Origin of the sequence: Acinetobacter cumulans (genome assembly GCF_003024525.3) — a bacterium.
Lineage (GTDB): Bacteria > Pseudomonadota > Gammaproteobacteria > Pseudomonadales > Moraxellaceae > Acinetobacter > Acinetobacter cumulans.
In genome coordinates this window covers 96,266-118,913 of the sequence record NZ_CP035936.1, presented here as the reverse complement: position 1 = coordinate 118,913, position 22,648 = coordinate 96,266, and the positions used below count along the sequence as shown (strand labels likewise).

Genomic DNA, 22,648 nt, shown 5'->3' with positions numbered 1-22,648 from the left:
CCGCTCTAGTTAAGCCACCTTGTTTTGTTGGGGTAGCTGATCATAGTAAAACTCATTTGGTGTCATTTTGTCTAGACTCGAATGAGGTCGTTTCAAATTATAAAACTCAAAATATGCACTTAATTGCTTTTTCGCATCTGTGACACTGCTATAAGCTTTGAGATACACCTCTTCATATTTAACGCTCCGCCATAATCGTTCAACCATCACATTATCTACCCATCGACCTTTACCATCCATACTGATTTGAATGCCATTTGATTTCAATACATCAATAAATGCATCACTGGTAAACTGGCTGCCTTGGTCTGTATTAAATATTTCAGGTCGACCATATTTTTCAATCGCTTCATTTAAAGCCGAAATACAAAAATCCACCTCCATACTAATCGATACTCTATGCGCAAGTACCTTGCGGCTATGCCAATCAATCACAGCACATAAATAAACAAAGCCTTTTGCCATAGGGATATACGTTATATCCGTAGACCACACTTGATTACTGCGCTGAATAGCCAATCCTTTGAGCAGATATGGATATTTACGGTGAGCTTGATTAGCCTGGCTTAAATTTGGTTTGCAATATAACGCCTGAATACCCATTTTCTTCATTAAAGTACGTGTATGACGTCGTCCTATATGATGTCCTTGACGATTCAACAAATCACGCATCATACGACTGCCTGCAAAAGGATATTGCATATGTAATTCATCAATACATCGCATCAGCTTCAGATCTGATGCACTCACAGGTTTTGGGCGATAGTAATAACAACCACGGGAGACTTTCAGCAGCTTAGCTTGCTTAGATACTGAAATCTGAAGTGAGTCGTCGATTAACTTTTGTGGTTGAAGCGGCCCAGTTTCTTCAACACACCTTCTAAAAAATCAATTTCTAATGCCTGCTCACCGATTTTTGCATGTAGTTTTTTTAGATCGATGGGTGGTTCTGTTGGAGCTTTTGATTGATCGAAAGCTTGCGAGGAAGCTGAGATCAATTGATTTTTCCAGTCAATAATTTGGTTTTGATGAACATCAAACTCAGCACTCAATTCAGCAAGTGTTTTTTCTGCTTTAATCGCAGCAAGTGCTACCTTAGCTTTAAAATCATTTGAATGATTTCTTCTTGGTCTACGTGCCATAAAATACTCCATATATTGATGTTTATAACATCATTTGAGGAGCAGAATATCACTTATAGGAGTTGTTCAAATTTACGGATCCATCTCTTTTAAGCCTTTAGGGTTTATTAAAATTGGCATGAGACAGTCACCCCAAGTGGCTGTCTCATGTCTATATCAACCCTTACTGTTTTGACATCACTCGTTCTCTCCATAGGGTTTAGATCCATGAAAATCCTTGCTGTCATTCTCTGTATGATGGGGTGCTTGTTATTGTATTTCAGCCATCGCCATCAAAATCTACTCCAGCAGTCACTTCGCAAACACCATTTATATATTGGGCTTAGCTTAATTTTAGTGTCGCTCATCTTTCTGTTGATGTCTGTGCTTAAGCTGGTTGCCGTGTATATGTGGCTCATGACGCTACTGGTGGTCTGGTCATTAATTCCTTTTGTTGCTTTATTTAAGAAAAATATCCCGCATGAAATTTCTCGTTCAACAAAAAATCCAAGCTGATTGGTGGTCGAAAAGCTTTGCAGGCTGGATTTTAGGTTTAAGCCTATCGATTGCAGGTGCATCTTTTATTACGATTTGGGGACTTCAGCATTTAGACAAAGCCTTAGCGCCACAACTGGGCATGTGGTCTGTACCTTGGCTGTATTTGCCTTTGGTATTTATTGCTTATTTTATTCCCAAAGGTTGGCAAGCTGTTCTAATTTATAGCGTATTGAATTGTATAGCCTATGGCATTTTATTGGCGTTTCGAGGATAAATCATTGTGAAAGTTCGTACCGATATTATTCGCCATGCCAAAGAATTACATACATGGGTGGGGATTACATCTGGCATTTTATTATTCATCTGCTTTTTTGCGGGTGGGCTGAGCATGTTTCAACATGAAATCAGTCGATGGGTGACACCACCAGCGCAAAGCTTAAATACTATTGAAACGCATCAATACAATGAATTGGTTGAAAAAGTACAAGCACAGCATCCTGAAACTCTGAAAAGTTTTCAGTTGAATCTCGACTCTAAAGAGTTTCACTATGCGCCAATGCAATGGAAAGCCACAACTGAAGTCAAAAATGATGAGCATAGTATTGATCTGCATCAAAATGCGATGTTGGCAACTTTAGAACAAGATGGAACTTTGCATGTTGAGCAGGAAAACTTATCCAAGTTGGGTTGGCTCATTGAACAACTACATGAAACAGCAGGTATTCCAGGTACTTTGGGCGATCATACCGTTGGTATGTATGTCATGGGCTTTGTTTCGGTTTTGTACTTTTTAGCTTTAATGACAGGTTTAATTGTACTGCTACCTACTTTGGTGAAAGATTATTTTGCCATTCGGGCAGGGAAAAATAAAAAGCGCTTTTGGCTTGATGCCCATAATGTTATTGGTATTACCAGTTTACCTTTTCATATTTTAATTTGCGCGACAGTTATTGCTTTTGCTTATCACGATGTTATTTATGGTGCGATTGGTGGCTTAGTCTCAAAAGATAAGCCTTTATCTGCACGTCCACCCGCAATGAAAGTGGTTGAACCTGTCGAGCCCTTAAATGTAGAAAAAATCTTTGCCAATATTCAGCGCCAAGCACCTGAATATCAAATTAGCTCCATCAGCTTTAATAACTTGGATAAACCAGAGAAAGCTTCGGCACGTGTCAATTTGTACAGCTCAGAGCAAATGCTGCGTGGCGATCGCTTTGATGTAATGATGTTTAATCCTTATCAAACTCAGCCGTATAGAACCAATAATTTAAATACGCATGCCACCGCGATGGATCAAGTAATTCGCTCTATGTTTAGTTTGCACTTTGGTAATTATGGTGGCGACTTGACTCGTTGGCTGTATTTTATCTTTGGGATCGGCGGGGCATTTTTATTTTATTCAGGCAATATTTTATGGATTGAGTCGCGGATTAAACGTCAAAAAAATCCACAACTTGCTCCAGTACAACAACGTAAAGATGTGCGCTTTATTGCAAATTTAAGCATTGGTGCATGTTTGGGCTGTGTGTTTGCGGTTGTGGTTAGTATGGCGATTGGACGCTGGGGCAGTTTGGCGAATTTAGGCTTAGAAAGTATGAACCATCTTCTGGTCTATAGTTATTACCTGATCTTTATTTTCAGCCTGGTCTATAGTTTTATGGTGGGCGCGGCCAAAGCATTACCTGAGTTGTTATTGGCTATTGCTATAGTTTTAAGCTTAGTTGCACCTGTAAGTTTTATAATTAGTTTGATCGCTTCAACCCCTATGACTTTATGGTGGATTGATTTAATCACTATCGTGTTTGCATTGGCATTTTTACGCTTCTATCAACAAGCCAAGATACGACAATACAACGCGGAGGCAGGTGCGATTTGGTCTAAAACGTCGCTGTAATTAGATCAAGCGTTTGCGGATGAGCCGTGAGCGCCCACACAATTGTGAGCATTAAAGAATCGTTACACACCTGTATTTTTATCATCATCCCTTTCTAAATTGTTTGAATGTATATGCTCATACATGCAGTTGAATCAAACCGATTTGAAAGGGAGGGCGGGGTATTTGGCAGTTGATTTTAAGCGCCTGATTTAAACTTTTTTATGCTTTGGCACTAAGGCTTATGGCTCAAGTATAGCCACCTGAAATTGCTCAAATATCCGTTTAAATACAGCATGGTAATGTGCATCCACAAATTGACCATCGAAAAATACGCGATCCGTACAATGAATTAATGCTAAAAAATAAGACAGTTCAGCAGGTTGCTGATGACGCTTACACCAGCTTAAATACTGTGAGGCATCTTCAAATAAAATCCACCATTCTTGAGCTAAGTAGGGAACAGTCTGATCAAACATCAAATTTAACAAATATTGATAGTTTTGTGCTCGTGTTGAATAGTGAAAAGCAGGGTAGTCCGTGCTTGGCTTCAAAGCTTGAATACAACCATAAATTTGATCTGCTTCGAGTAATTGAGCTTTCACAATATTGTATTGTGCGAGTCGGGCAAGGTCTTTGGCTTGAATCGTGCCTAAGCGCGATAAGTTCATATTATCTGCCAGATCGGCTAGTTTCACTTTACATGCCAAAGCATTTTGCTTGGTTCTTTGTGCTGCTATAAAACGGTTCTCATGTGGCTGTTTGGTAAGCGCAAGTAGTGCCTGCAAAATTTCTGGTTCAAAGCCCAATTCAATCAGGTCATTGGTACGGACTGAAGTATCTTCTAATAAGTCATGCATGATGGCGACGGTTTTAGCCTCAGTGCCTTCAACTTGATGCATCACTCGCATTGGATGCTCAATATAAGGTTGGCCCGCTTTATCTACTTGAGTCGCATGGTGTTGTTTTGCCAGTGTAATGGCCAGTTCTAAACTAGAAATATCATCACTCCTGCGTGTGATTCACAAAATAAGTTGTTGCTTGATATGGCTGTTATTCTGTGGTTTTTTAAAAAAAATTAAGCAGATGAAACTTTATGGTTTGAATAAGAGAAAAGCAGAACTTTGTGCTTTCTATTACTAGCAACAGCTTGCTTTATATGCATATTTTAACAGATGGGTTTTATTTTTAAAGCGTGAAGCGACATAGCTTGACGTTTTTATTATTCCCTTGGCCATGGATCAAAGCATATCCATGAAAATGATCTGCTACAGATCATTTGGTGTAATGATGTCAGATAGCGTTTTAGATTTTAAAGAAAATAATAATGATAGAAATAAGAATGTGTCGATGTGAAAGTTTAGACCAATACAAAAAATATAGGCCTGCCAAAATATGGTAATAAGTCATCTGCTTTAATCTTATTTCGCAGTATATAAGAAATATAGATGTATTTTGAGTGACTGATTAATTCTCTAAATCACGCAAAATAACTTGATGTATAACTGGAATGGATTACTAGACCGTAGGGAGAGCTGATAAATCTGTTTAACTCAATCACAAGTTAAATCCTTTTTAGAATGTGGATAAAACGCTGAATGCTGTACCTGAGTGTGTGGAGCTTTGGGGGAAGCTCATGAAAGATACAGCAATACAGTTTTAATTTAAATTTCGCGCCAAATCGTGTTTTGGTCTTTCATTGAAATGGTGAAGTTAAAGTTCGAATCATCAGATACCAATAGGCCTTCAGGTGTATGCATGATCACTTTAAGTACTGTACCTGATTCAAAAATCATTGGGTTACAGTTTTCTTTTTTAAGTGTCACAGGTTTAAGCAATTCAATGACAAGGTTTTCCATATATACCTCCCCGAGTGGTGTTGTATTTTTAATAAGCATAACATAATTTTTATTATTTAACCATTTTTGTAAATATTGAGCGATAGTTCAATAAAATAAAAACAGCTTAATAATTTGGTCATACTTTAATACATAATTGTGATCATTCTTGAGTTATATTTTAAACAATGATTTTATAAAAATATTTTTAGAATTTAATATTTATTGCTATTTTATAGGGGGTTATAAAAATAATCGTTGTAGGCGTATAAATATAATCAAAGAGGCTGGTTTTTAGGTTGCCCATAGCGAAACGAGCTGAGCAAAAACAGATTGTTAGACTATGAAAAGTAAAAAAGGCTTGAATTGAACTGTAGGAAAATAGTTTACTTTGTACTGCTTGCAATGGATGTCTGTTTTTACTTGTAGGGATTGGCTAGATTTATTGGGATATGTAGTCACAAGCAAATACGATGGAACTGAAAATAGACTTAATTTTTACAAACGAATCATCAAAATACTGAAATTATCATAATAAAAATTTGATTTAAGCTTTATGATCAGCCCCTATGCTAAGAGCAATAATAAAAGGAACTTTATTCGCTTATGTTCAAGTCTTTTTTTCCAAATCCAAAATGGTTTTTTGGATCGCTTATTCTGTGGTTTGTCATCAATTTAGCCCTTTGGTATAGCGGTGGCGAAAGCTGGGGAAGTTATCTTGGTTTTGCAGAAGGTTATGCCACCGCAGAGCTTCCAATTGGAATTAGTCGTTTTTGGACAGCCTCATTTTTATGGTTTTATTTATGGTTTTTTATCTCCACTGCGCTATTTGCGCTGTTTTGGAAATGGAAATCAAATAATCCATGGCAGGCTTGGTCTGTTTGGGGATCGGCTTTTATCTTGTTTAACATCTGGTTTGGTGTGCAAATGAGTGTTGTGGTCAATGCATGGTATAACCCATTTTATGACCTGATTCAAAAAATGCTCAGTAGTGGTGGCGGTGATGTTAACCAGCTCTATAGTGGCGTATTGACTTTTTTGTATGTGGCGATGGTGTATGTGACCACAGCTGTATTTAATCTGTTCTTTGTGAGCCATTATGTATTTCGCTGGCGTACTGCAATGAATGATTATTACACAGCACATTGGGAACAGTTACGCCATATTGAAGGGGCATCACAGCGTATTCAAGAAGACACCATGCGTTTTGCCAAAACTGTTGAAAGTTTAGGGGTAAGCTTGGTTGAAGCACTCATGACCCTGTTGGCTTTTTTACCCGTATTGCTGAGTTTATCTTCACATGTGAAAGCATTACCTATTGTAGGTGAAATACCCTACGCCTTGGTGTGGGCTGCGATTTCGTGGGCGGTTTTGGGTACAGTCATTTTAATGTTAGTAGGTTATAAACTGCCTGGCCTTGAGTTTAATAATCAGAAAGTAGAAGCGGCTTACCGTAAAGAATTGGTCTATGGAGAAGACTATGAAAACCGTGCCGATCCACAAACGCTGAAAGAGCTTTTTAGTAAAGTACGCTTTAACTATTTCAGATTATATTTCCATTATGCTTATTTTAATTTAGTGCGTATTTGGTATATGCAGTTAGATAATCTCTATGGTTTATTCGTGTTGTTTCCAAGTATTGCTGCGGGTGCGATTACTTTGGGTTTAATGATGCAGATTAGTAATGTATTTGGCAAAGTACGCGAATCGTTTCAATATTTAATTTCATCGTGGCCCACGATTATTGAATTATTGTCTATTTATAAGCGTTTAAAAGCATTTGAATCGACACTCGATAAATAAGCTTAATTGATTGCATGATAAATTTAGCCTGCTTTACGCGGGATTTTTTTTGAAACGATCTGTTCTAGCTTAAGGTTGGTCGTAAAACGTATACGCAGTAAATGTAGGTCGGCATGTAGAGGATTGAATGTTAATTGAAAAGTTTGAACAGAAGCGTTAGCCAAGTCTATTTTTGTGCTAAAAAGCGTAGGTTATGTCGCTTTTTGGGAATAAAAACAGTACGCCGTTCATATAAAAATAACTTTTAAAACAAATACTTATGATTGAATTTTTAGGCTACTTCGTTTAAATTTAGCGTTCCATCATAAGTGAGTAGATGGCTGTGAAAGCTAAAGCTTTGGTAGTGATTGGTAGTGCAAGTATGCTACTGCATGGTTGCGCCACGATGAATTCTTTGGGAGCAGACCCAATGACGCGTTATACATCTGCAGAGCAGTTTATTACGCAAAATCGTTTAAGCGATCAAGACTACGTATATGCATGGGGACGTGCCAATAAGCAGGCCGAGCCACAATCACTCATACCCCGTGCACAGCTGGCAAAGTATTGCCATGCCAATGGTGGGCATTTTACGCTATTGCACAAAAGTAATTTGGCCAATATCAAAAATACTAAAACTAAAACCAGCTTGAACAATGAGCCTAATGTAAAACAGGCAATTGGTGCGTATCAATGCCAGCAGAGTAATAGCTGGATTGTGTCGATTGAACCTACGGCGGATGTACGTTCAACGCAATATCCCGATGCACGCGCTATTCGCTTAAATGTACAGCTCATGAGTGCCAGCGAAGCCAGACAATTTTATAAAAATACCGGGCTCAGCATAGCCAATACTAAAAAAACACCAGTAGCAACACCCAAAGCCATCGCTACAAAAGCGAGCTTGGTAAAAGAAACGAAGGAAGTTAAAGAGCCAGCAGAGAAAAAAGAAACCTCTGTAGTAGAACCTATCAGAGCGAGTGTTATTGACAGTTCACAGCAACAGCAGATGAAGCTATATGTGGCTGCACGCCGTGATATTAACAGCGGTAAAAATTTAAATAACGCATGTAACAATGCACAGTTGGCTTATAACTACGGCAAACAACAAGGCACCGACGGTACTCGTATTTATACTGAATCTGGCATGCTGGTGGCGCGTTGCTTAACCAGTATTTCAAGCTATAACTCGCGCTTTCCAAATGCTAAAGGACAAGCCAAACGTGTACTACAAAACCTTGCTACAAATTATAATCATCCAGGGGCAAAGCACATGCTGAGTCAAATGTAAGTGACTTGCTTTAAATATTTACAAGAGTAATAACAGCCTAGTTCTGCCAATGTGGTACAACTAGGCTGTTTTCGTTTTGGAGTAAGCACATGGCATTGGTGGTAAATCAAAAAATTAATAAACGCTCTGGTTTAATTTGCTCGGCTATTATGGCCTTTACTATGCTGACGGGCATGCAAGTGGCGAATGCAGGGCAAACTGTAGACCAGTTGAGTCAGTGCTTAGTGAAGTCCACCACAGCTGCAGATAAAACTGCGGTATTGCAATGGACTTTTGTGGCGTTATCGGCGCATCCAGAATTAAAAAAATTTAGTAATGTGAATGAAGAACAGCGTACACAGTTAGATAAAAACTTAGCGCAAACTTTGCAACGAATTTTGACTGAGCAATGCTCTGCGCAAACACAAGCGGTGATTAAAGCTGAAGGCCTTCAGGCGGTAGGTGAAAGTTTTCAAGAGTTAGGCAGTATTACGGGTGAAGAAATTTTAAAAACCCCTGAAGTGAAAGATCAGCTAAAAGGTGTTGTGCGTTATATCGATTTAAATAAATTGGTGACGACATTTTTAACGCCTGAATTGTTTAATAAGTTGGGCGTGATCCGTTAAGTTTACTGCTAAAGCTTAATCTGATTGATTATCTAGTGAGCCACAGTATTTTGAAGTGAGTTTGAAATGCTGTGGTGCCTAAGTTTATATAAAGGCTTTAAGGCTATAAATATTTCAAAATAAAATGAAAAGAATAGAGAGCGCTATGTTCAAGAAAATCATGTTTTCGTTGCTATGTGTTTTTGGTTTTATGCAAATGGGGCAGGCAGGTGAGCGTAATCTAAGTAAGCAATTTAATGGCTGTATGGACAAAGCTGGCGGTGTGACTGCAAGCATGGTGGAGTGCATAGCAGCAGAAACAAAACGGCAAGATGTGCGCTTGAATAAGGCTTATAAAAATTTGATGAATACCTTAAGCGCAACACGTAAAAAAGAGCTACAAGATACACAGCGTTTATGGATGAAGTATCGGGATGCGAACTGTAAGTTTTATTATGACCCTGATGGCGGTTCAATTGTTCGTGTAATGAGTGCTGGCTGTTTTATGGATATGACAGCGGAAAGGGCAGATGAGTTGGAGAATTTTTTAAAGTATTAATGATTAGCCCTCCTTTGCGGGATGGGGGTTTAAAACTCGCTCACATTAATTATTTTCTAAAACCTCTCCCTAGCCTTCACTTGCGCTGCAATTTAAAGCAGTGCTTTAAATCTTGCTCAGGAGAGGGAGCTAATAAAACCTCTCCCTAACCCTCTCCTAGAAGGAGAGGGAATTTCACGTATCTAAGAAATTACGTGACACTCTTTCGCCCATTGGGATGAGAAGCATTTTCGCAAGGGGGGAATCACAGTAAATCAGGATACAACTTTTCATAGTCTAGGTTTGGGTCATGTGTTACTTTCAGCTTGCCTTTCGATCCCGTCACATAGCTATTGATTTCTTTAAGCGGCTTTTCATGCCAACCAATATTGAATGCACAAAACGTATTTTCTTTTTTAAAGAATTCGAGACGACTGTACGGCAAGTGATTGTGAATCCAGTATGCAATCTGCTTCCAATTATATGGATCTTTTTCAATTAAAGTTATGAGTGAAGGAATAACGATACAAGCCGTTGCACCATAGCCATTAGTATCGGGATAGTCCCAAATATGACTGGCAAAGTTTTTTTCGTTGCTTGCACAGTTATGCCCTTTTTCATTGCCAAGTTGGTTGACGCTTGGTGAGCGATATGCTGAACGAATAGCGATACGTCCAAACTTTTCTTGTAATGGTTCGAGCAGTTGCTCGCACAGTTGTGTACCTGTGTAGATTGCTTTTTCGGGATGGTCGGGGAAGTTGGGTACACCATACCAGTTTGCGATTTCACTATAGAGAAAGTCACGCATAAAGAAAGACTTTGAAAGTTGGATGCGTCCTAAGTCTTCAAGTTTGGCGATACAGGATACTTTTTTGATGGTCATGTTGTTTTAGTCTAAGTGTTTAGACTGATTTTATTATTAAATTTATGAAAATTAAATATTTACTTCTCCCTAACCCTCTCTTTAAAAGAGTGGTAATTTCTATTACAGAATCCATAACGGTGTTAAATTAGCAATGGAAGCTCCTTCTCCCTCTGGGAGAAGGCGGGGGATGAGGGTATTAGTCACGCATAAAGAATAGATCTGAAAATTAGAAGTGTCCTAAGTTTTTAAACATTGCTATAGAAAATAATTTTGTTTGGTTATGTGATGTGTTTTATCTGTTTAAGCAATTATATTTAGAAAATATTTTATCAGCATATTAGCTAGGTAGGGATAATGGACTTGAACATAATTAAGAGAAAAATAGCGAAAATTTCCATAGAAAATTGGAATAAATCATTTGGTGGAACAGCTAGTTCGGAAATAGCAAATAAAATTGAAATTGATAATTCAATTGTCATGGGGGCTATGGAAGATTTAGTAGCTGAGAATTATGGGACTATCAATGCAAATGTCGAATTGTCTCAAATATCAATAGACTCAGAAACGAGAGAGTTTGAATTTACTCCGATTAAGGTGCATATATATTTTCCTTCAAAGCAGATGCTAGAAGAATTTTTTTACTCTAGTGATTTAGTTAGAAAAAGTATTCCAGAGTATAAGAAAAGATTATATCTAGGAGCTCATCAGTTATCACAGGTACTTTTTGATGAATCTGTATTAGCTCGATATTTTGATTATCCTGAATATTATGAACTCAATGATTCTAGATCAGGTGGGCATATCTATATTTGTTCTGAAGAAACGCCTGAAGAAAGATATATCCATGTTAGACATGGTAGAAAAACATTAGCAAATGGAAAATCAGCCATTGTTGCCATATATAAAGATTTGGCTAACATGAGTGAATTTGAACAAAGATATTGGCATTCGCACGAGCTTAATATCCATGAATTAGATTTTCTCCCTAATGACGAAGCCTATGAAAAATTCTTTAATAGAAATTATGAAGGTGCATGGGTGAACTATACTGATGAATTATCAGACTTAACTAACAACTTAGAGTCATTAAATTCACTGTTTGAGAATAAGATTTTTAATAAAGTACAAAATATTTATTGCCGTCCTCCAGTCGAAAATACTCAAAAATCTTATTTTGATAGTTGTAGTGAACTCTTTAAATTAGTCGGGCCAGATAATATTAATCAGAAAACTTTAAAAGATTTTCTTAGGAAGAATAAAGGTTGTTTAGATAAGGATTTTGTATATGAATCAGGACGAGATATTAGTAAGTTAGAGTTATTAGGATTGTTTGAAGAAAAAATAGGATCTTCAAAAAAATTAACTAAAGCAGTACGTCTTTTACAAAAAGATAGAACAGAAGCCGATCATAAAATCATTGAGTCAAAAATTGCTAGAGAAAACTTATCAGAACAGTTTTTTAATCATGTAGAAGAGATTAATGCCAACATTAAAGAAATTATTGAAAAAATAAAAAACCCGCTCTAAAGCGGGTTTTCTTTTAGAGAAAGGTCAGATTAACCAATCAATTTTTTCATCAATTCATTCACTTGAGCAGGGTTGGCTTTACCTTTCGCTGCTTTCATTACTTGACCAACAAGACCGTTAAAGGCTTTCTCTTTACCAGATTTATACTCTTCAACCATCTTCTCGTTAGCTGCAAGTACGTCTTTAATAATTGCTTCAATTGCGCCTGTATCAGTTTCCTGTTTCAAGCCTTTTTCAGCAATAATTTCGTCCGCAGTTTTGCCTTCTTCCCACATAAAGCCGAATACTTGCTTCGCAATCTTACCGTTAATTGTGTTGTCCACAATACGTGCAATCATGCCACCAAGTTTTTCTGCTGTTACAGGAGCATCCGCTAGTTCTAGGCTCGCTTTGTTTAAAGCACCAGAGAATTCACCCATCACCCAGTTCGCAGCCACTTTACCTTGCGCAGCGCCGCCTGCAGCTTTTACTACGTCTTCATAAAACTCTGACATTTCACGAGTAAGCGTAAGTACGTGTGCATCGTACTCAGTCACGCCAAAGTCAGCGACAAAACGCGCACGACGTGCAGCAGGCAACTCAGGTAACGCAGCACGAGCTGCTTCAATTTGTGCATCTGCAATAATAACAGGCAACAAGTCAGGGTCTGGGAAGTAGCGGTAATCGTTCGCTTCTTCTTTCGAACGCATTGAACGTGTTTCCATCTTCACAGGGTCGAATAAACGCGTTTCTTGGTCAATTGTGCCATCCCATTCTAGGATTTCCATTTGACGTTCGATTTCAACGTTAATCGCTTGTTCAATGAAGCGGAATGAGTTGAGGTTTTTCAACTCACAACGTGTACCAAAAGGTTGACCCGGACGGCGTAAAGACACGTTACAGTCAGCACGGAACGAACCTTCCGCCATGTTGCCGTCAGAAATGCCTAACCAACGTACCAGCGTGTGAATCGCTTTAATGTAGGCAACCGCTTCTTCAACTGAACGCATATCTGGTTCAGATACGATTTCAAGTAAAGGTGTGCCTGCACGGTTTAAGTCGATGCCTGACATGCCTTCAAATTGGTCATGGATTGATTTACCTGCATCTTCCTCAAGGTGCGCACGGGTAACGCCAATGCGTTTTACTGTGCCGTCTTCAAGCTGGATGTCGATATGACCCAAGCCCACAATCGGGTTGTCCATTTGGCTGATTTGGTAGCCTTTAGGAGAATCTGGGTAGAAATAGTTTTTACGAGCAAATACAGAAGCTTGGTCGATGTAAGCATCAATACCCAAACCAAAGCGAATTGCAAGATCAACCACTTCTTTGTTCAATACTGGCAATACGCCCGGCATTGCAAGGTCAACAAGGCTCGCTTGTGTATTTGGGTCTTGACCAAATACAGTGGATGAACCTGAGAAAATTTTAGTATTGGTTGCAAGCTGAGTGTGAATCTCAATACCAATAACGACTTCCCAACCATCAATCAGGTTAGATTTTGGTTTAGCAGCGTTCTTAGCCATTATGCATTCTCCTCAGCAATCGCAGCGCGTTTAGTATGCCAATCCGTTGCTTGTTGGTACTGATGCACCACAGACAACAATTGAGATTCTGACCAGTAGTTACCAATCAGCTGTAAGCCAACAGGCAAGTTGTCTTTGTCAAAACCAACAGGCGCGTTGATCGCAGGAAGACCTGCCAAGTTCACTGCGATGGTGTAGATGTCGCCTAAGTACATTTCTACAGGAGAAAGGTTTGCACCAATCTTATACGCAGTTGTTGGGGCAGCAGGGGCAGCAATCACATCTACAGATTCAAATGCTTTTAAGAAATCTTGTTGGATTAAACGACGTACTTTTTGTGCTTTCACATAATAAGCATCGTAGTATCCAGCTGATAACGCATAGGTGCCAATCAAGATACGTTGTTGAACTTCTTTACCAAAACCTTCAGAGCGTGAACGCTTGTAAAGATCCATCAAATCAACTGGATTTTCTGCACGGTAGCCATAACGTACGCCGTCAAAACGTTGTAAGTTAGAAGATGCTTCAGCAGGCGCAATCAGGTAATAGGTTGGAACATAAGCATCCGTCATGGTGAGATCAATCTCAACCAAGATTGCGCCCATTTCTTCAAGCTTTTTCAGAGATTCTTCAACACGTGCTTTTACGTCAGCATCTAAGCCAGCTACATTAAAGTATTGCTTAGGAATACCAATGCGTAAGCCTTTTACCGATGTGCCGTTTAAGTTCGCAACATAGTTGTCGACGTCTTTTTCAACAGAGGTTGAATCTTTCGCGTCATGACCTGCCATCACGTTCATGAGGTAAGCACAGTCTTCAGCCGAACGCGCCATTGGGCCACCTTGGTCTAAAGATGATGCGTATGCGATCATACCGAAGCGTGATACACGACCGTAAGTTGGTTTAAGACCTGTCAAACCACAGAAAGATGCAGGCTGACGGATTGAACCGCCTGTGTCTGTACCTGTGGCAAACGGTGCGAGGTCAGCTGCTACAGCCGCTGCAGAACCACCAGATGAACCACCTGGTACATGGCTTAAGTTCCATGGGTTAGCAGTTGCGCCGTAGTATGAATTTTCAGAGGTTGAACCCATTGCAAATTCATCCATGTTCACTTTACCTAAAGTGACAAGGCCCGCAGCTTTACCTTTCGCTACAACGGTTGCGTCGTAAGGAGAGATAAAATTATCCAGCATTTTAGAACCAGCTGTGGTTTTAATGCCTTGGGTACAAAAGATGTCTTTGTGCGCAATTGGAACACCAGTCAAAACAGATGCAGTGCCCGCTTTGATGGCAGCATCAGCAGCATCGGCTTGTGCAAGTGCTTGTTCCGCAGTGACGGTCACGTATGATTTGACTTGAGCATCGATTTTTTCAATGCGTTTTAAATAATGTTCGGTCAATTCGCGTGAAGAAAATTTAGCGCCCGCCAAACCTTCAGACAATTCACGAATTGATAAGCGATGTAAATCTGTCATGAGAAATATTTCTTTACGTTTAATTTGAAACAATAGTGCGTTTGATCGGAAATTACTCAATTACGCGAGGTACAAGGTACAAGCCTTCTTGCACGCTTGGCGCAACTGCTTGATATTCATCGCGATGATTGCTTTCTGATACCACGTCTTGACGTAATGGTTGTGGATGATCAAATGGGCTCTTTAATGGTTCAACACCATCTGTATTGATACCTTTTAAGGTGTCCATCATGCCTAAAATTTTATTTAAACTTTGAGCATATTCAGCAGATTGCGTGTCATCTAGCGACAATCGAGCCAGATGGGCAATCGATGAAACTGTTTGTGCATTGAGATCTGCAGAATGCTGTGCATCCGTTGTAGACATAACATTACCTAATCAGTATTAAAAAAATTCAAAATATCGAGGCTTATAATAAGCGATTGACTTGTTCAAATCATCACATTTAGTTAAAGTTGCCACCTTGCGTCCATATAAAAGTTTAACTGAGAACGTCCCCGTGATTCTAAAACGACTAATTGGCTTGTTTTCGCCTGATCTAGCCATTGATTTAGGTACTGCAAATACACTTATTTATGCGCCAGGACGAGGCATTATATTAAATGAACCCACGGTTGTGGCTATTCGTCACAGTGGTTCACAAAAAATCGTTGCCGCAGTAGGTCTTGACGCGAAACAAATGCTAGGTCGTACACCAGCCAACATTTCTGCTATCCGTCCAATGAAAGACGGTGTGATTGCAGACTTTGAAGTGACTGAAACCATGCTGAACCAATTTATTGGCAAAGTGCATGAAAAACGTCTCTTCCCACCAGCGCCACGTGTTGTGGTATGTGTGCCATGCAAATCAACTTTGGTTGAACGCCGTGCTATTCGTGAAGCCGTGTATAACGCTGGCGCACGTGACGTACGTTTAATTGAAGAGCCAATGGCGGCTGCAATTGGTGCGGGCATGCCTGTAGAGCAAGCATGCGGTTCTATGGTGGTTGATGTGGGTGGTGGTACAACTGAAATTGCGATTATTTCGCTACAAGGTTGTGTATATGCAGACTCACTCCGTATCGGTGGTGATGTATTTGATGAGCAAATCATTAACTACGTGCGTAAAGCGCATGGTTGTGTGATTGGTGAAACCACTGCTGAAAATATTAAAAAAGAAGTGGGTATGGCATTGCCTGATGAAGGCCAAAAACCACTTGAGATTGAAGTTCGTGGCCGTAACTTGGCAGAGGGTGTACCTCGTGCGATTACAGTAACATCGGATGAAGTTACTCAAGCGATTTCTGATCCATTACAAAGCATTGTTTCAGCAGTAAAATCTGCTTTGGAACAAACGCCACCAGAGCTGTCTTCAGACATCGCTGAGCGCGGTATTGTGCTTACAGGTGGTGGTGCATTACTACGTAACCTAGACAAACTTCTTGCGAAAGAAACGGGCTTGCCTGTGGTGGTTGCTGAAGATCCTCTAACTTGTGTCACTCGTGGTGGTGGAAAAGTTCTAGATTTCTTTGATAATCCAAATCACGACATGTTATTTGTAGGCTAAGAAAAGGACTGGGCGGGTGCAAACTCAACTGTTTTCTAGACAACCGCCATCTTTTCGCTCATTTATCATTGCGGTAATTACGTGCTTGGTTGTGCTATTCTTTGATTGGCGCATGCCACACGTAATTCAACCGGCCAGAGACGTCTTGTACGCGGCATATAATCCTATTTATGCCATGGCAAGCTATCCAGTGTTATCGCGAGAATGGCTCAACCAGCAAACCAAATCAGAAGCACAACTGCGCCGTGAAAACACTGCTATGCAGGCAGAGCTATTGCAGGCACAAGTGCGCTTACAAAAGCTTTCTGAGCTTTCTGCAGAAAATACACGCTTGCGTGGTTTACTCGATACACCTCTTATTATTGATGGGCGTATGGAGATTGCAGAAGTGATTGGTACAGATGCTGACCCTCTACGTCATATTATTGTGATTAACCGCGGTTCAACCAGTCAACTACGCGTTGGCCAAACTGTGCTTGATGATAAGGGCGTGATGGGGCAAATTATCAATGTCTATCCGCATAGTAGTCGTGTGATGTTGCTCTCTGATAAAGAACATTCTTTATCGGTACGGCTTGAACATACGGGTATGCGTGCAATTGTTACGGGTACAGGCGATTTAGGCCATTTAAAAATGGAATATGTACCAACCAGTGCCAACATCAAAGTAGGTGAAAAAGTGTATAGCTCAGGCTTAGGCGCACATTTTCCAGCGGGCTATTTGGTGGGGACAGTGGCAAAAGTGAGCCGTCATAATTCAGGCGAGTTTGCTAAAATTGATGTAATACCTGCAGCCCAATTGGCAGGCGGACATCACGTTGTGGTTTTATTTTCAGATTCTTTAGCGATGGAGCAACCGAATGCTGATCGCTAAACAAAGTCCAAAAGTACATCGCGATCCTTTAATGGCCATTATTTTTTCGGTCATTTTAGGGTCGATTCTGATGGTATACCCTTTATCTTATGAGATCACGGGGTGGCGACCATTATTCATGTTGTTAATCATGCTCTTTTGGGTATTGTGTCAACCTACATGGTGTGGTATTTGGTTCGCTTTTGGCACAGGTTTATTTGCAGATTTACTTTTAGATTCCCCATTGGGGATGAATGCACTAAGTTTTGTACTTATTGCCTTTCTTTCACGGTTTTTAATCCGTGAACGCCGTATACTGACGTTTAGCAATTTATGGATTATTAGTGCTTTGGCTGTTTTAGCGCACTTAACCATTGTTTGGCTGACGCAGGTCATGAGTGGTATTCACTTTTCATTTGCGCGCCATTGGCAACCTTTGCTTACCAGCATTTTGTTTTGGCCTGTCATTTATTATTTTCTACATAAATGGCGCATCTAGTTCTTGCCTCAAGCTCGCCACGGCGCCGTGAATTGCTCACACAGCTCGGGCTTGAGTTCGATATTTTTAGCCCAGACATCGACGAGTCGGTTCGAGCACATGAACATGTTGCGGACTATGTCGAGCGTCTGTCGCGTCAAAAAGCTGAAGCCGTCCAAGCGCATTTTTCTGATGCCGTGATTATTGCTGCCGATACCAGTTTAGGGGTAGACGGTGTAATTTTAGGCAAGCCTATATCTAAGCAACACGCATTTGAAATGTGGCAACAAATTTCTGGTCGCACCCATGATGTGTATTCTGGCGTTTGTGTACGTACAAAAGATAAAATTTACAGTATAGTAGTGCGTACACAGGTTGAATTTCAAACACTTACTGTGCAAGATATGGAAGACTATTGGGCAACGGGTGAACCTGTTGGCAAGGCGGGAGCCTATGCGATACAGGGAATAGCTGCGCGCTATATTCCCCGAATTGAAGGAAGCTATTCCAATGTGGTTGGCTTACCTTTGCACGAGACAGTAGAGTTATTAAAGACAGTTAAGGTACTAAATTAACTGCAATACAGAATTTTTATAATGTTTTGAGTCTTATTATGTCTGACGAATTGTTGATTAACGTCACACCGATGGAATGTCGTGTGGCTTTAATTGAAAATGGCACCGTCAATGAGCTATTTGTTGAGCGCACTGTTAAACGTGGATTGGTGGGCAATATTTATAAGGGAAAAGTGGTACGTGTGCTTCCGGGTATGCAAGCTGCTTTTGTTGATATTGGTCTCTCGCGTACAGCTTTTTTGCATATCAATGATATGGTTTGGCCACGTAATCAACCCACACCTAATGTCTTTGAATTACTCCAACCTGGGCAGATCCTGACGGTTCAAGTCATGAAAGATATGCTTGGTACCAAAGGCGCGCGATTAAGCACAGACCTATCTATTCCTTCTCGCTACTTGGTCATGATGCCTTTTGGCAGTCATACAGGTGTATCACAGCGCATTGAGTCTGAAGAGGAGCGTGATCGCTTACGTGGCATTATCGAGCGTATTCAAGCCGAGCATAAGCTTCCTGGTTCAGTTATTGTGAGAACGGCAGCGGATGGTATTGAAGAAGCAGCCATTGCACAAGACATGGCTTATTTGGCCAAGCTGTGGGAATACATACAACGTAAGCAAAAAAGTATTGCAGTTCCATCGTTAATTTTTGAAGAGCTACCTTTACCACAGCGTGTTATACGTGATTTGGCCAACGAAAACACCGCTAAAATTCATGTCGATTCACGAGAAATTCACGGCAAACTCAAAGAGTTTGTAGACGTTTTTGTACCGAATATGCGCGATAGCCTCATTCACTATCCAGGTGAGCGTCCAATTTTCGACTTGTATAATGTTGAAGAAGATATTCAAAAAGCCTTACAAACGCGTGTGGCTTTAAAGTCGGGCGGTTATCTGATGATTGACCAGACCGAAGCAATGACCACCATTGATGTAAATACAGGCTCTTATGTCGGTGGTCGTTCACTGGAAGATACTGTTTTTAAAACCAATATGGAAGCAACACAAGTGATCGCCCGTCAATTAAGACTGCGTAACTTAGGTGGCATTATTATTATTGATTTTATTGACATGCAAGAAGCACAGCATCGTGAACAGGTGATGAGCCAGTTTGAAAAAATGCTCGAACGTGATCATGCCAAAACCAAAATTACCCAAGTCTCTGAACTGGGTTTGGTGGAAATGACACGTAAGCGCACACGTGAGTCATTAGAGCACTTGTTGTGTGAGTCCTGCCCAACTTGTCAGGGACGCGGTTATGTGAAAACTGCAGAGACAGTATGTTATGAAATATTTCGAGAAATCTTACGATATGCGCGTGCTTTTGAATCGCAAGGTGGCTTTACCGTGGTTGCACATCCGTCTGTGATTGACCGATTGTTAACAGCCGAAGCACCTGCAGTGGCCGATTTAGAGCACTTTATTAGTCGTGTAATCAAGTTTCAGGTGGAAAATCTGTATACGCAAGAGCAATACGATATCATTCTGAGTTGAAATTGTAACAGAATATCGTTAAACACTTGTTACATCTGAAATTTTACTTTTAATCTCAGATTTACAATACTAGACACATCGAATAGCCAAAGCCATTTCTCAATTGAGAGAGGGGAAATGGTTTAGCAAAGTGAGGTGTGTGATGGGTGTAAGTAAAGCAGTGATTGAAACAGGCTTAAAACATGTACTAGATGCAAAAAATATGCATACGGCTTACATCGTAGATGAGCGTGGTAATGAAGTACAAATTACAGCATCTATGATTCGTTCAGCTTGTCATGAATTATTAAAACAGTGTAGACACATTAAAAAATAAGGGGCATATAGAGCCCCTTATTTTTTTGTCATTTTGAAGTCTCAACCCTCAAGCTGAGGGGGGTGAGATGATTTAAATTGGATTGCTAAGTTCTTTTAATGCGATCAGATTGGAGAATCTAACTGACCGCTTGCAACTTTGGGTGATTGGCATTCACAATTGCTTCAAAGGTTTGAATCTCATCTTCTAAATGGGTAAGTAAGTTCTGCATTTTAGGTAATGCATTACGACAAGCAGTTAAACCCACTTCCAATTTATCCATATAACTGGTCATTGTAATGTTCAGCGCTTGGCCATCCAAAATAATAGAAGCAGGATACAAGGCTTCTAAACGTGCACCATTCCAATACAAAGGCTCTTGAGGGCCTGGCACATTTGAAATAACAAGGTTAAACGCTTGACGTTTTGGCATAAGGCCAGACGCAATATTTAAGCCAGCAGCACCATAAATAAACGCACTATAATTCAAAATTTGATTCGCATTCATGCGTTTAAAGCGTTGTTTGGCATTCAGCACACTGCGACGCACTATTTTTAAACGCTCTAGTGGATCATCTTTATGCGTACCCAAATTCGCTAAAATCATGGTGATACGGTTTGATGTTTCTGAGTCATCATCACGAATAGAAGCAGGGACCATGGCGATCAATGGTTTTTTCGGAAGTGCATTTTGATGAATTAAATATTCACGCAGTGCGCCTGAACAAATCGCCAGTACGGTATCGTTAATCGTCACACCCAATGCATTGGAAATATGACGCAAACGCGAAAACTCAAATGATTGTGCGGCAAAACGACGTGAAGAGCTGACACGCTGATTTAAAATAGAGCTCGGCGCTTGGAAGCTAGACACGTAGTCAGGATTGCGTCCCATGTCTTTCATGATGGTCTGAGACAGCTCGTAGGCAACACGTGGTGTGGCTTGTAGCTGGCTTTTTAGACCATCTAAAATACTTTTTGCCCGGCTGACTTTGGGCTGTTTTAAGCGTTTTGCACGCGGGCCTTCAACACACCAAGGCGGTACAATACTTTTAGTTGTTGGATCATGCGCAAGAGATTTTTGTACCAGACGCATACCTGCGATACCATCCACCATGGCGTGGTGAATCTTGAAATACATGGCAAAGCGGTTGCCTTCAATTCCTTCAATAATATGGCAGGTCCATAAAGGTTTAGCACGGTCGATGAGTGCGCTATGTTCTTGTGAGATATAAGTAAGTAATTCACGAATTCGACCAGGCTGTGGTAAGGCAATATGGCGAAAATGATGATCTAAATCAAATTCTTCATCTTCATCCCAAAAGAACCCATTCAATTTGTTATTAAAAGGTGGAATGGGAATCGACTTTGAGTTTCGAATATCTGAGACTAAATCTTGAATAAAAGATGCGGCTACATTGTCTGGAATTTGAAATAAAAATAGACCGCCCACGTGCATGGGTTGTTGCCGTTTTTCCAAAGATAGAAAAATAAAGTCAATTGGGTGTAATGGACGCATAGGGGTGATTGCCTCATTGCAATATCTATGGGAACTCTTGTCTGAGTTACCTTGTTAGAATTATATGATTTCTTATGCAGTATAACGGGTTTAGCTTAAAAAAAAATGAAATTCTGTGCATTTATAAGGTGAAAAAAACCACTGCATGGGCAGTGGTTTTGATGGGCTTATTTTTTCATATTGCCTGCATGCAAACCGCATTCTTTATGCGTGGCATCTTCCCACCACCAACGACCTTCACGTTCGTGTTGGTTTGGAAGAACGGGGCGAGTGCAAGGCTCACAACCAATGGAGGTGAAGCCACGTTCATGCAATGGATTGTATGGAATTTCCATGAGACGGATATAATTCCAAACATCTGCGCTAGACCAGTTAGCTAATGGGTTATATTTGATGAGTTGCTTGCCAGGACCTGAAAAACCAGGGTCGGCTTGAACCACAGGAATTTCATTACGCGTACCTGGACTTTGGTCTTTACGTTGACCTGTAATCCAACCATCCAAAGTTGCTAGTTTTTTACGTAGTGGCTGTACTTTACGAATACCACAGCATTCTTTGTGGTCATCTTGATAAAAACTGAAAAAGCCTTTTTCGGACACAAGTTTTTGTACAGCTTCAGACTCTGGGAAGCAAATTTCAATATCAATTTTATAGTGTTTGCGCACGGTATCTAAAAATTGATAGGTCTCTGGGTGTAAGCGACCAGTATCTAGGCTAAAGACACGAAAAGGAATACCTAAATTAGATGCAAGATCAATAAGAACAACATCTTCTGCACCAGAAAAAGAAATCGCAATTTCGCCTTGTTGGCTCAGTGCAAGTTTCATAATTTCAGACGGAGATTTGTCTGCATATTCAGATGCAAGTGCATCTACAAGATTAATACTTGGGATTGTAGTCATGTGTGTCCTGGCAATAGGCTTGGAAACGGCAAACCTATATTAATTTATTTCACATCTATTTTAATAGAAATGCTAAAGATGACTTA

At 40.1% G+C, this 22,648-nt stretch carries 22 protein-coding genes and 1 pseudogene; 14 read left to right on the top strand and 9 right to left on the bottom strand.

What is annotated here, in order from left to right; genetic code table 11:
- Positions 1–9: 9 nt before the first annotated feature.
- Positions 10–1,142, bottom strand: a protein-coding gene (locus tag C9E88_RS16965; RefSeq protein ID WP_223155595.1) for an IS3-like element ISAba14 family transposase whose coding sequence is annotated in 2 segments (ribosomal slippage) — positions 10–890 and positions 890–1,142 — 1,134 coding nt in all. Because the reading frame shifts where the segments join, the coding sequence is not laid out codon by codon here.
- A gap of 207 nt (positions 1,143–1,349) precedes the next feature.
- Here C9E88_RS16965 and C9E88_RS16960 point away from each other — a divergent pair.
- The 3 genes from C9E88_RS16960 to C9E88_RS16950 are packed head-to-tail and all read left to right on the top strand — an operon-like array spanning position 1,350 to position 3,513.
- Entirely contained in the window at positions 1,350–1,637 is a 288-nt protein-coding gene (locus C9E88_RS16960) for a hypothetical protein (protein WP_106984435.1), read from the top strand.
- Positions 1,603–1,893, top strand: coding sequence for a hypothetical protein (locus C9E88_RS16955; RefSeq protein WP_106984436.1), 291 nt, complete (start codon positions 1,603–1,605; stop codon positions 1,891–1,893). Before C9E88_RS16960 ends, C9E88_RS16955 begins: the two co-directional genes overlap by 35 nt.
- A 6-nt stretch (positions 1,894–1,899) precedes the next feature.
- The gene (locus C9E88_RS16950) at positions 1,900–3,513 is read left to right on the top strand and encodes a PepSY-associated TM helix domain-containing protein (RefSeq protein WP_106984437.1); all 1,614 of its coding nucleotides are present in this window, start codon (positions 1,900–1,902) and stop codon (positions 3,511–3,513) included.
- A 563-nt stretch (positions 3,514–4,076) separates the two neighbouring features.
- On the opposite strand, the pseudogene C9E88_RS17575 reads toward C9E88_RS16950, so the two are convergent.
- A pseudogene (locus C9E88_RS17575) lies at positions 4,077–4,493 on the bottom strand (guanosine-3',5'-bis(diphosphate) 3'-pyrophosphohydrolase); the annotation flags it as partial.
- A 663-nt stretch (positions 4,494–5,156) separates the two neighbouring features.
- Positions 5,157–5,351, bottom strand: a complete 195-nt coding sequence (locus C9E88_RS16940) for a hypothetical protein (protein WP_106984439.1) — start codon at positions 5,349–5,351, stop codon at positions 5,157–5,159.
- A 585-nt stretch (positions 5,352–5,936) separates the two neighbouring features.
- Between C9E88_RS16940 and sbmA the strand changes: the two genes are divergently transcribed.
- The 4 genes from sbmA (at position 5,937) to C9E88_RS16920 (ending at position 9,546) form a co-directional block, all read left to right on the top strand.
- On the top strand, positions 5,937–7,133 hold the full coding sequence (gene sbmA, locus C9E88_RS16935; protein ID WP_106984440.1) for a peptide antibiotic transporter SbmA: 1,197 nt from the start codon (positions 5,937–5,939) through the stop codon (positions 7,131–7,133).
- Positions 7,134–7,449: 316 nt separating this feature from the next.
- Positions 7,450–8,403: a hypothetical protein gene (locus C9E88_RS16930; protein WP_106984441.1), complete on the top strand. Its 954-nt coding sequence runs from the start codon at positions 7,450–7,452 to the stop codon at positions 8,401–8,403.
- 89 nt (positions 8,404–8,492) lie between these two features.
- Complete coding sequence (locus C9E88_RS16925) at positions 8,493–9,008, top strand: hypothetical protein (protein WP_106984442.1); 516 nt, start codon at positions 8,493–8,495, stop codon at positions 9,006–9,008.
- A 145-nt stretch (positions 9,009–9,153) separates the two neighbouring features.
- Positions 9,154–9,546 carry a lysozyme inhibitor LprI family protein gene (locus C9E88_RS16920; protein WP_106984443.1) on the top strand — a complete coding sequence of 131 codons (393 nt, stop codon included), beginning with the start codon at positions 9,154–9,156 and terminating at the stop codon, positions 9,544–9,546.
- A 244-nt stretch (positions 9,547–9,790) separates the two neighbouring features.
- Here C9E88_RS16920 and C9E88_RS16915 read toward each other — a convergent pair whose 3' ends face one another.
- On the bottom strand, positions 9,791–10,408 hold the full coding sequence (locus C9E88_RS16915) for a hypothetical protein (RefSeq protein WP_106984444.1): 618 nt from the start codon (positions 10,406–10,408) through the stop codon (positions 9,791–9,793).
- 336 nt (positions 10,409–10,744) lie between these two features.
- Here C9E88_RS16915 and C9E88_RS16910 point away from each other — a divergent pair, with 336 nt between their 5' ends.
- Positions 10,745–11,917, top strand: coding sequence for a hypothetical protein (locus C9E88_RS16910; protein ID WP_106984445.1), 1,173 nt, complete (start codon positions 10,745–10,747; stop codon positions 11,915–11,917).
- 29 nt (positions 11,918–11,946) lie between these two features.
- On the opposite strand, the gene gatB is transcribed toward C9E88_RS16910, so the two are convergent.
- The 3 genes from gatB to gatC are packed head-to-tail and all read right to left on the bottom strand — an operon-like array spanning position 11,947 to position 15,267.
- Positions 11,947–13,422, bottom strand: a complete 1,476-nt coding sequence (gatB, locus tag C9E88_RS16905; protein ID WP_106984446.1) for an Asp-tRNA(Asn)/Glu-tRNA(Gln) amidotransferase subunit GatB — start codon at positions 13,420–13,422, stop codon at positions 11,947–11,949.
- Positions 13,422–14,900 carry an Asp-tRNA(Asn)/Glu-tRNA(Gln) amidotransferase subunit GatA gene (gene gatA, locus C9E88_RS16900; protein ID WP_106984447.1) on the bottom strand — a complete coding sequence of 493 codons (1,479 nt, stop codon included), beginning with the start codon at positions 14,898–14,900 and terminating at the stop codon, positions 13,422–13,424. Before gatA ends, gatB begins: the two co-directional genes overlap by 1 nt.
- Before the next feature lie 52 nt (positions 14,901–14,952).
- On the bottom strand, positions 14,953–15,267 hold the full coding sequence (gene gatC, locus C9E88_RS16895) for an Asp-tRNA(Asn)/Glu-tRNA(Gln) amidotransferase subunit GatC (protein WP_106984448.1): 315 nt from the start codon (positions 15,265–15,267) through the stop codon (positions 14,953–14,955).
- 133 nt (positions 15,268–15,400) lie between these two features.
- Here gatC and C9E88_RS16890 point away from each other — a divergent pair, with 133 nt between their 5' ends.
- The 6 genes from C9E88_RS16890 (at position 15,401) to C9E88_RS17645 (ending at position 20,162) form a co-directional block, all read left to right on the top strand.
- On the top strand, positions 15,401–16,447 hold the full coding sequence (locus tag C9E88_RS16890; protein WP_106984553.1) for a rod shape-determining protein: 1,047 nt from the start codon (positions 15,401–15,403) through the stop codon (positions 16,445–16,447).
- A gap of 16 nt (positions 16,448–16,463) precedes the next feature.
- The gene (gene mreC, locus C9E88_RS16885; RefSeq protein ID WP_106984449.1) at positions 16,464–17,321 is read left to right on the top strand and encodes a rod shape-determining protein MreC; all 858 of its coding nucleotides are present in this window, start codon (positions 16,464–16,466) and stop codon (positions 17,319–17,321) included.
- Positions 17,308–17,799: a rod shape-determining protein MreD gene (gene mreD, locus C9E88_RS16880; protein WP_106984450.1), complete on the top strand. Its 492-nt coding sequence runs from the start codon at positions 17,308–17,310 to the stop codon at positions 17,797–17,799. The genes mreC and mreD overlap by 14 nt, the downstream gene beginning before the upstream one ends.
- Positions 17,787–18,353: a Maf-like protein gene (locus tag C9E88_RS16875; RefSeq protein WP_106984451.1), complete on the top strand. Its 567-nt coding sequence runs from the start codon at positions 17,787–17,789 to the stop codon at positions 18,351–18,353. The genes mreD and C9E88_RS16875 overlap by 13 nt, the downstream gene beginning before the upstream one ends.
- A 38-nt stretch (positions 18,354–18,391) precedes the next feature.
- Positions 18,392–19,846: a ribonuclease G gene (rng, locus tag C9E88_RS16870; RefSeq protein WP_106984452.1), complete on the top strand. Its 1,455-nt coding sequence runs from the start codon at positions 18,392–18,394 to the stop codon at positions 19,844–19,846.
- A gap of 142 nt (positions 19,847–19,988) precedes the next feature.
- On the top strand, positions 19,989–20,162 hold the full coding sequence (locus C9E88_RS17645) for a PA1571 family protein (protein WP_165382474.1): 174 nt from the start codon (positions 19,989–19,991) through the stop codon (positions 20,160–20,162).
- Positions 20,163–20,280: 118 nt separating this feature from the next.
- On the opposite strand, the gene C9E88_RS16865 is transcribed toward C9E88_RS17645, so the two are convergent.
- Positions 20,281–21,660: a WS/DGAT/MGAT family O-acyltransferase gene (locus tag C9E88_RS16865; RefSeq protein ID WP_106984453.1), complete on the bottom strand. Its 1,380-nt coding sequence runs from the start codon at positions 21,658–21,660 to the stop codon at positions 20,281–20,283.
- 167 nt (positions 21,661–21,827) lie between these two features.
- A complete protein-coding gene (locus C9E88_RS16860) occupies positions 21,828–22,562 on the bottom strand; it encodes a phosphoadenylyl-sulfate reductase (RefSeq protein ID WP_106984454.1) in 735 nt (244 codons plus the stop codon).
- Between the last annotated feature and the right edge of the window lie 86 nt (positions 22,563–22,648).

Excerpts from the sequence above, each read along its gene's own strand:
- C9E88_RS16960 (WP_106984435.1), top strand. The coding sequence starts at position 1,350 with ATGAAAATCCTTGCTGTCATTCTCTGTATGATGGGGTGCTTGTTATTG.
- C9E88_RS16955 (WP_106984436.1), top strand. The coding sequence starts at position 1,603 with ATGAAATTTCTCGTTCAACAAAAAATCCAAGCTGATTGGTGGTCGAAA.
- C9E88_RS16940 (WP_106984439.1), bottom strand. The coding sequence starts at position 5,351 with ATGGAAAACCTTGTCATTGAATTGCTTAAACCTGTGACACTTAAAAAA.
- sbmA (WP_106984440.1), top strand. The coding sequence starts at position 5,937 with ATGTTCAAGTCTTTTTTTCCAAATCCAAAATGGTTTTTTGGATCGCTT.
- C9E88_RS16930 (WP_106984441.1), top strand. The coding sequence starts at position 7,450 with ATGGCTGTGAAAGCTAAAGCTTTGGTAGTGATTGGTAGTGCAAGTATG.
- C9E88_RS16925 (WP_106984442.1), top strand. The coding sequence starts at position 8,493 with ATGGCATTGGTGGTAAATCAAAAAATTAATAAACGCTCTGGTTTAATT.
- C9E88_RS16920 (WP_106984443.1), top strand. The coding sequence starts at position 9,154 with ATGTTCAAGAAAATCATGTTTTCGTTGCTATGTGTTTTTGGTTTTATG.
- C9E88_RS16915 (WP_106984444.1), bottom strand. The coding sequence starts at position 10,408 with ATGACCATCAAAAAAGTATCCTGTATCGCCAAACTTGAAGACTTAGGA.
- C9E88_RS16910 (WP_106984445.1), top strand. The coding sequence starts at position 10,745 with ATGGACTTGAACATAATTAAGAGAAAAATAGCGAAAATTTCCATAGAA.
- gatB (WP_106984446.1), bottom strand. The coding sequence starts at position 13,422 with ATGGCTAAGAACGCTGCTAAACCAAAATCTAACCTGATTGATGGTTGG.
- gatA (WP_106984447.1), bottom strand. The coding sequence starts at position 14,900 with ATGACAGATTTACATCGCTTATCAATTCGTGAATTGTCTGAAGGTTTG.
- gatC (WP_106984448.1), bottom strand. The coding sequence starts at position 15,267 with ATGTCTACAACGGATGCACAGCATTCTGCAGATCTCAATGCACAAACA.
- mreD (WP_106984450.1), top strand. The coding sequence starts at position 17,308 with ATGCTGATCGCTAAACAAAGTCCAAAAGTACATCGCGATCCTTTAATG.
- C9E88_RS16875 (WP_106984451.1), top strand. The coding sequence starts at position 17,787 with ATGGCGCATCTAGTTCTTGCCTCAAGCTCGCCACGGCGCCGTGAATTG.
- rng (WP_106984452.1), top strand. The coding sequence starts at position 18,392 with ATGTCTGACGAATTGTTGATTAACGTCACACCGATGGAATGTCGTGTG.
- C9E88_RS17645 (WP_165382474.1), top strand. The coding sequence starts at position 19,989 with ATGGGTGTAAGTAAAGCAGTGATTGAAACAGGCTTAAAACATGTACTA.
- C9E88_RS16865 (WP_106984453.1), bottom strand. The coding sequence starts at position 21,660 with ATGCGTCCATTACACCCAATTGACTTTATTTTTCTATCTTTGGAAAAA.
- C9E88_RS16860 (WP_106984454.1), bottom strand. The coding sequence starts at position 22,562 with ATGACTACAATCCCAAGTATTAATCTTGTAGATGCACTTGCATCTGAA.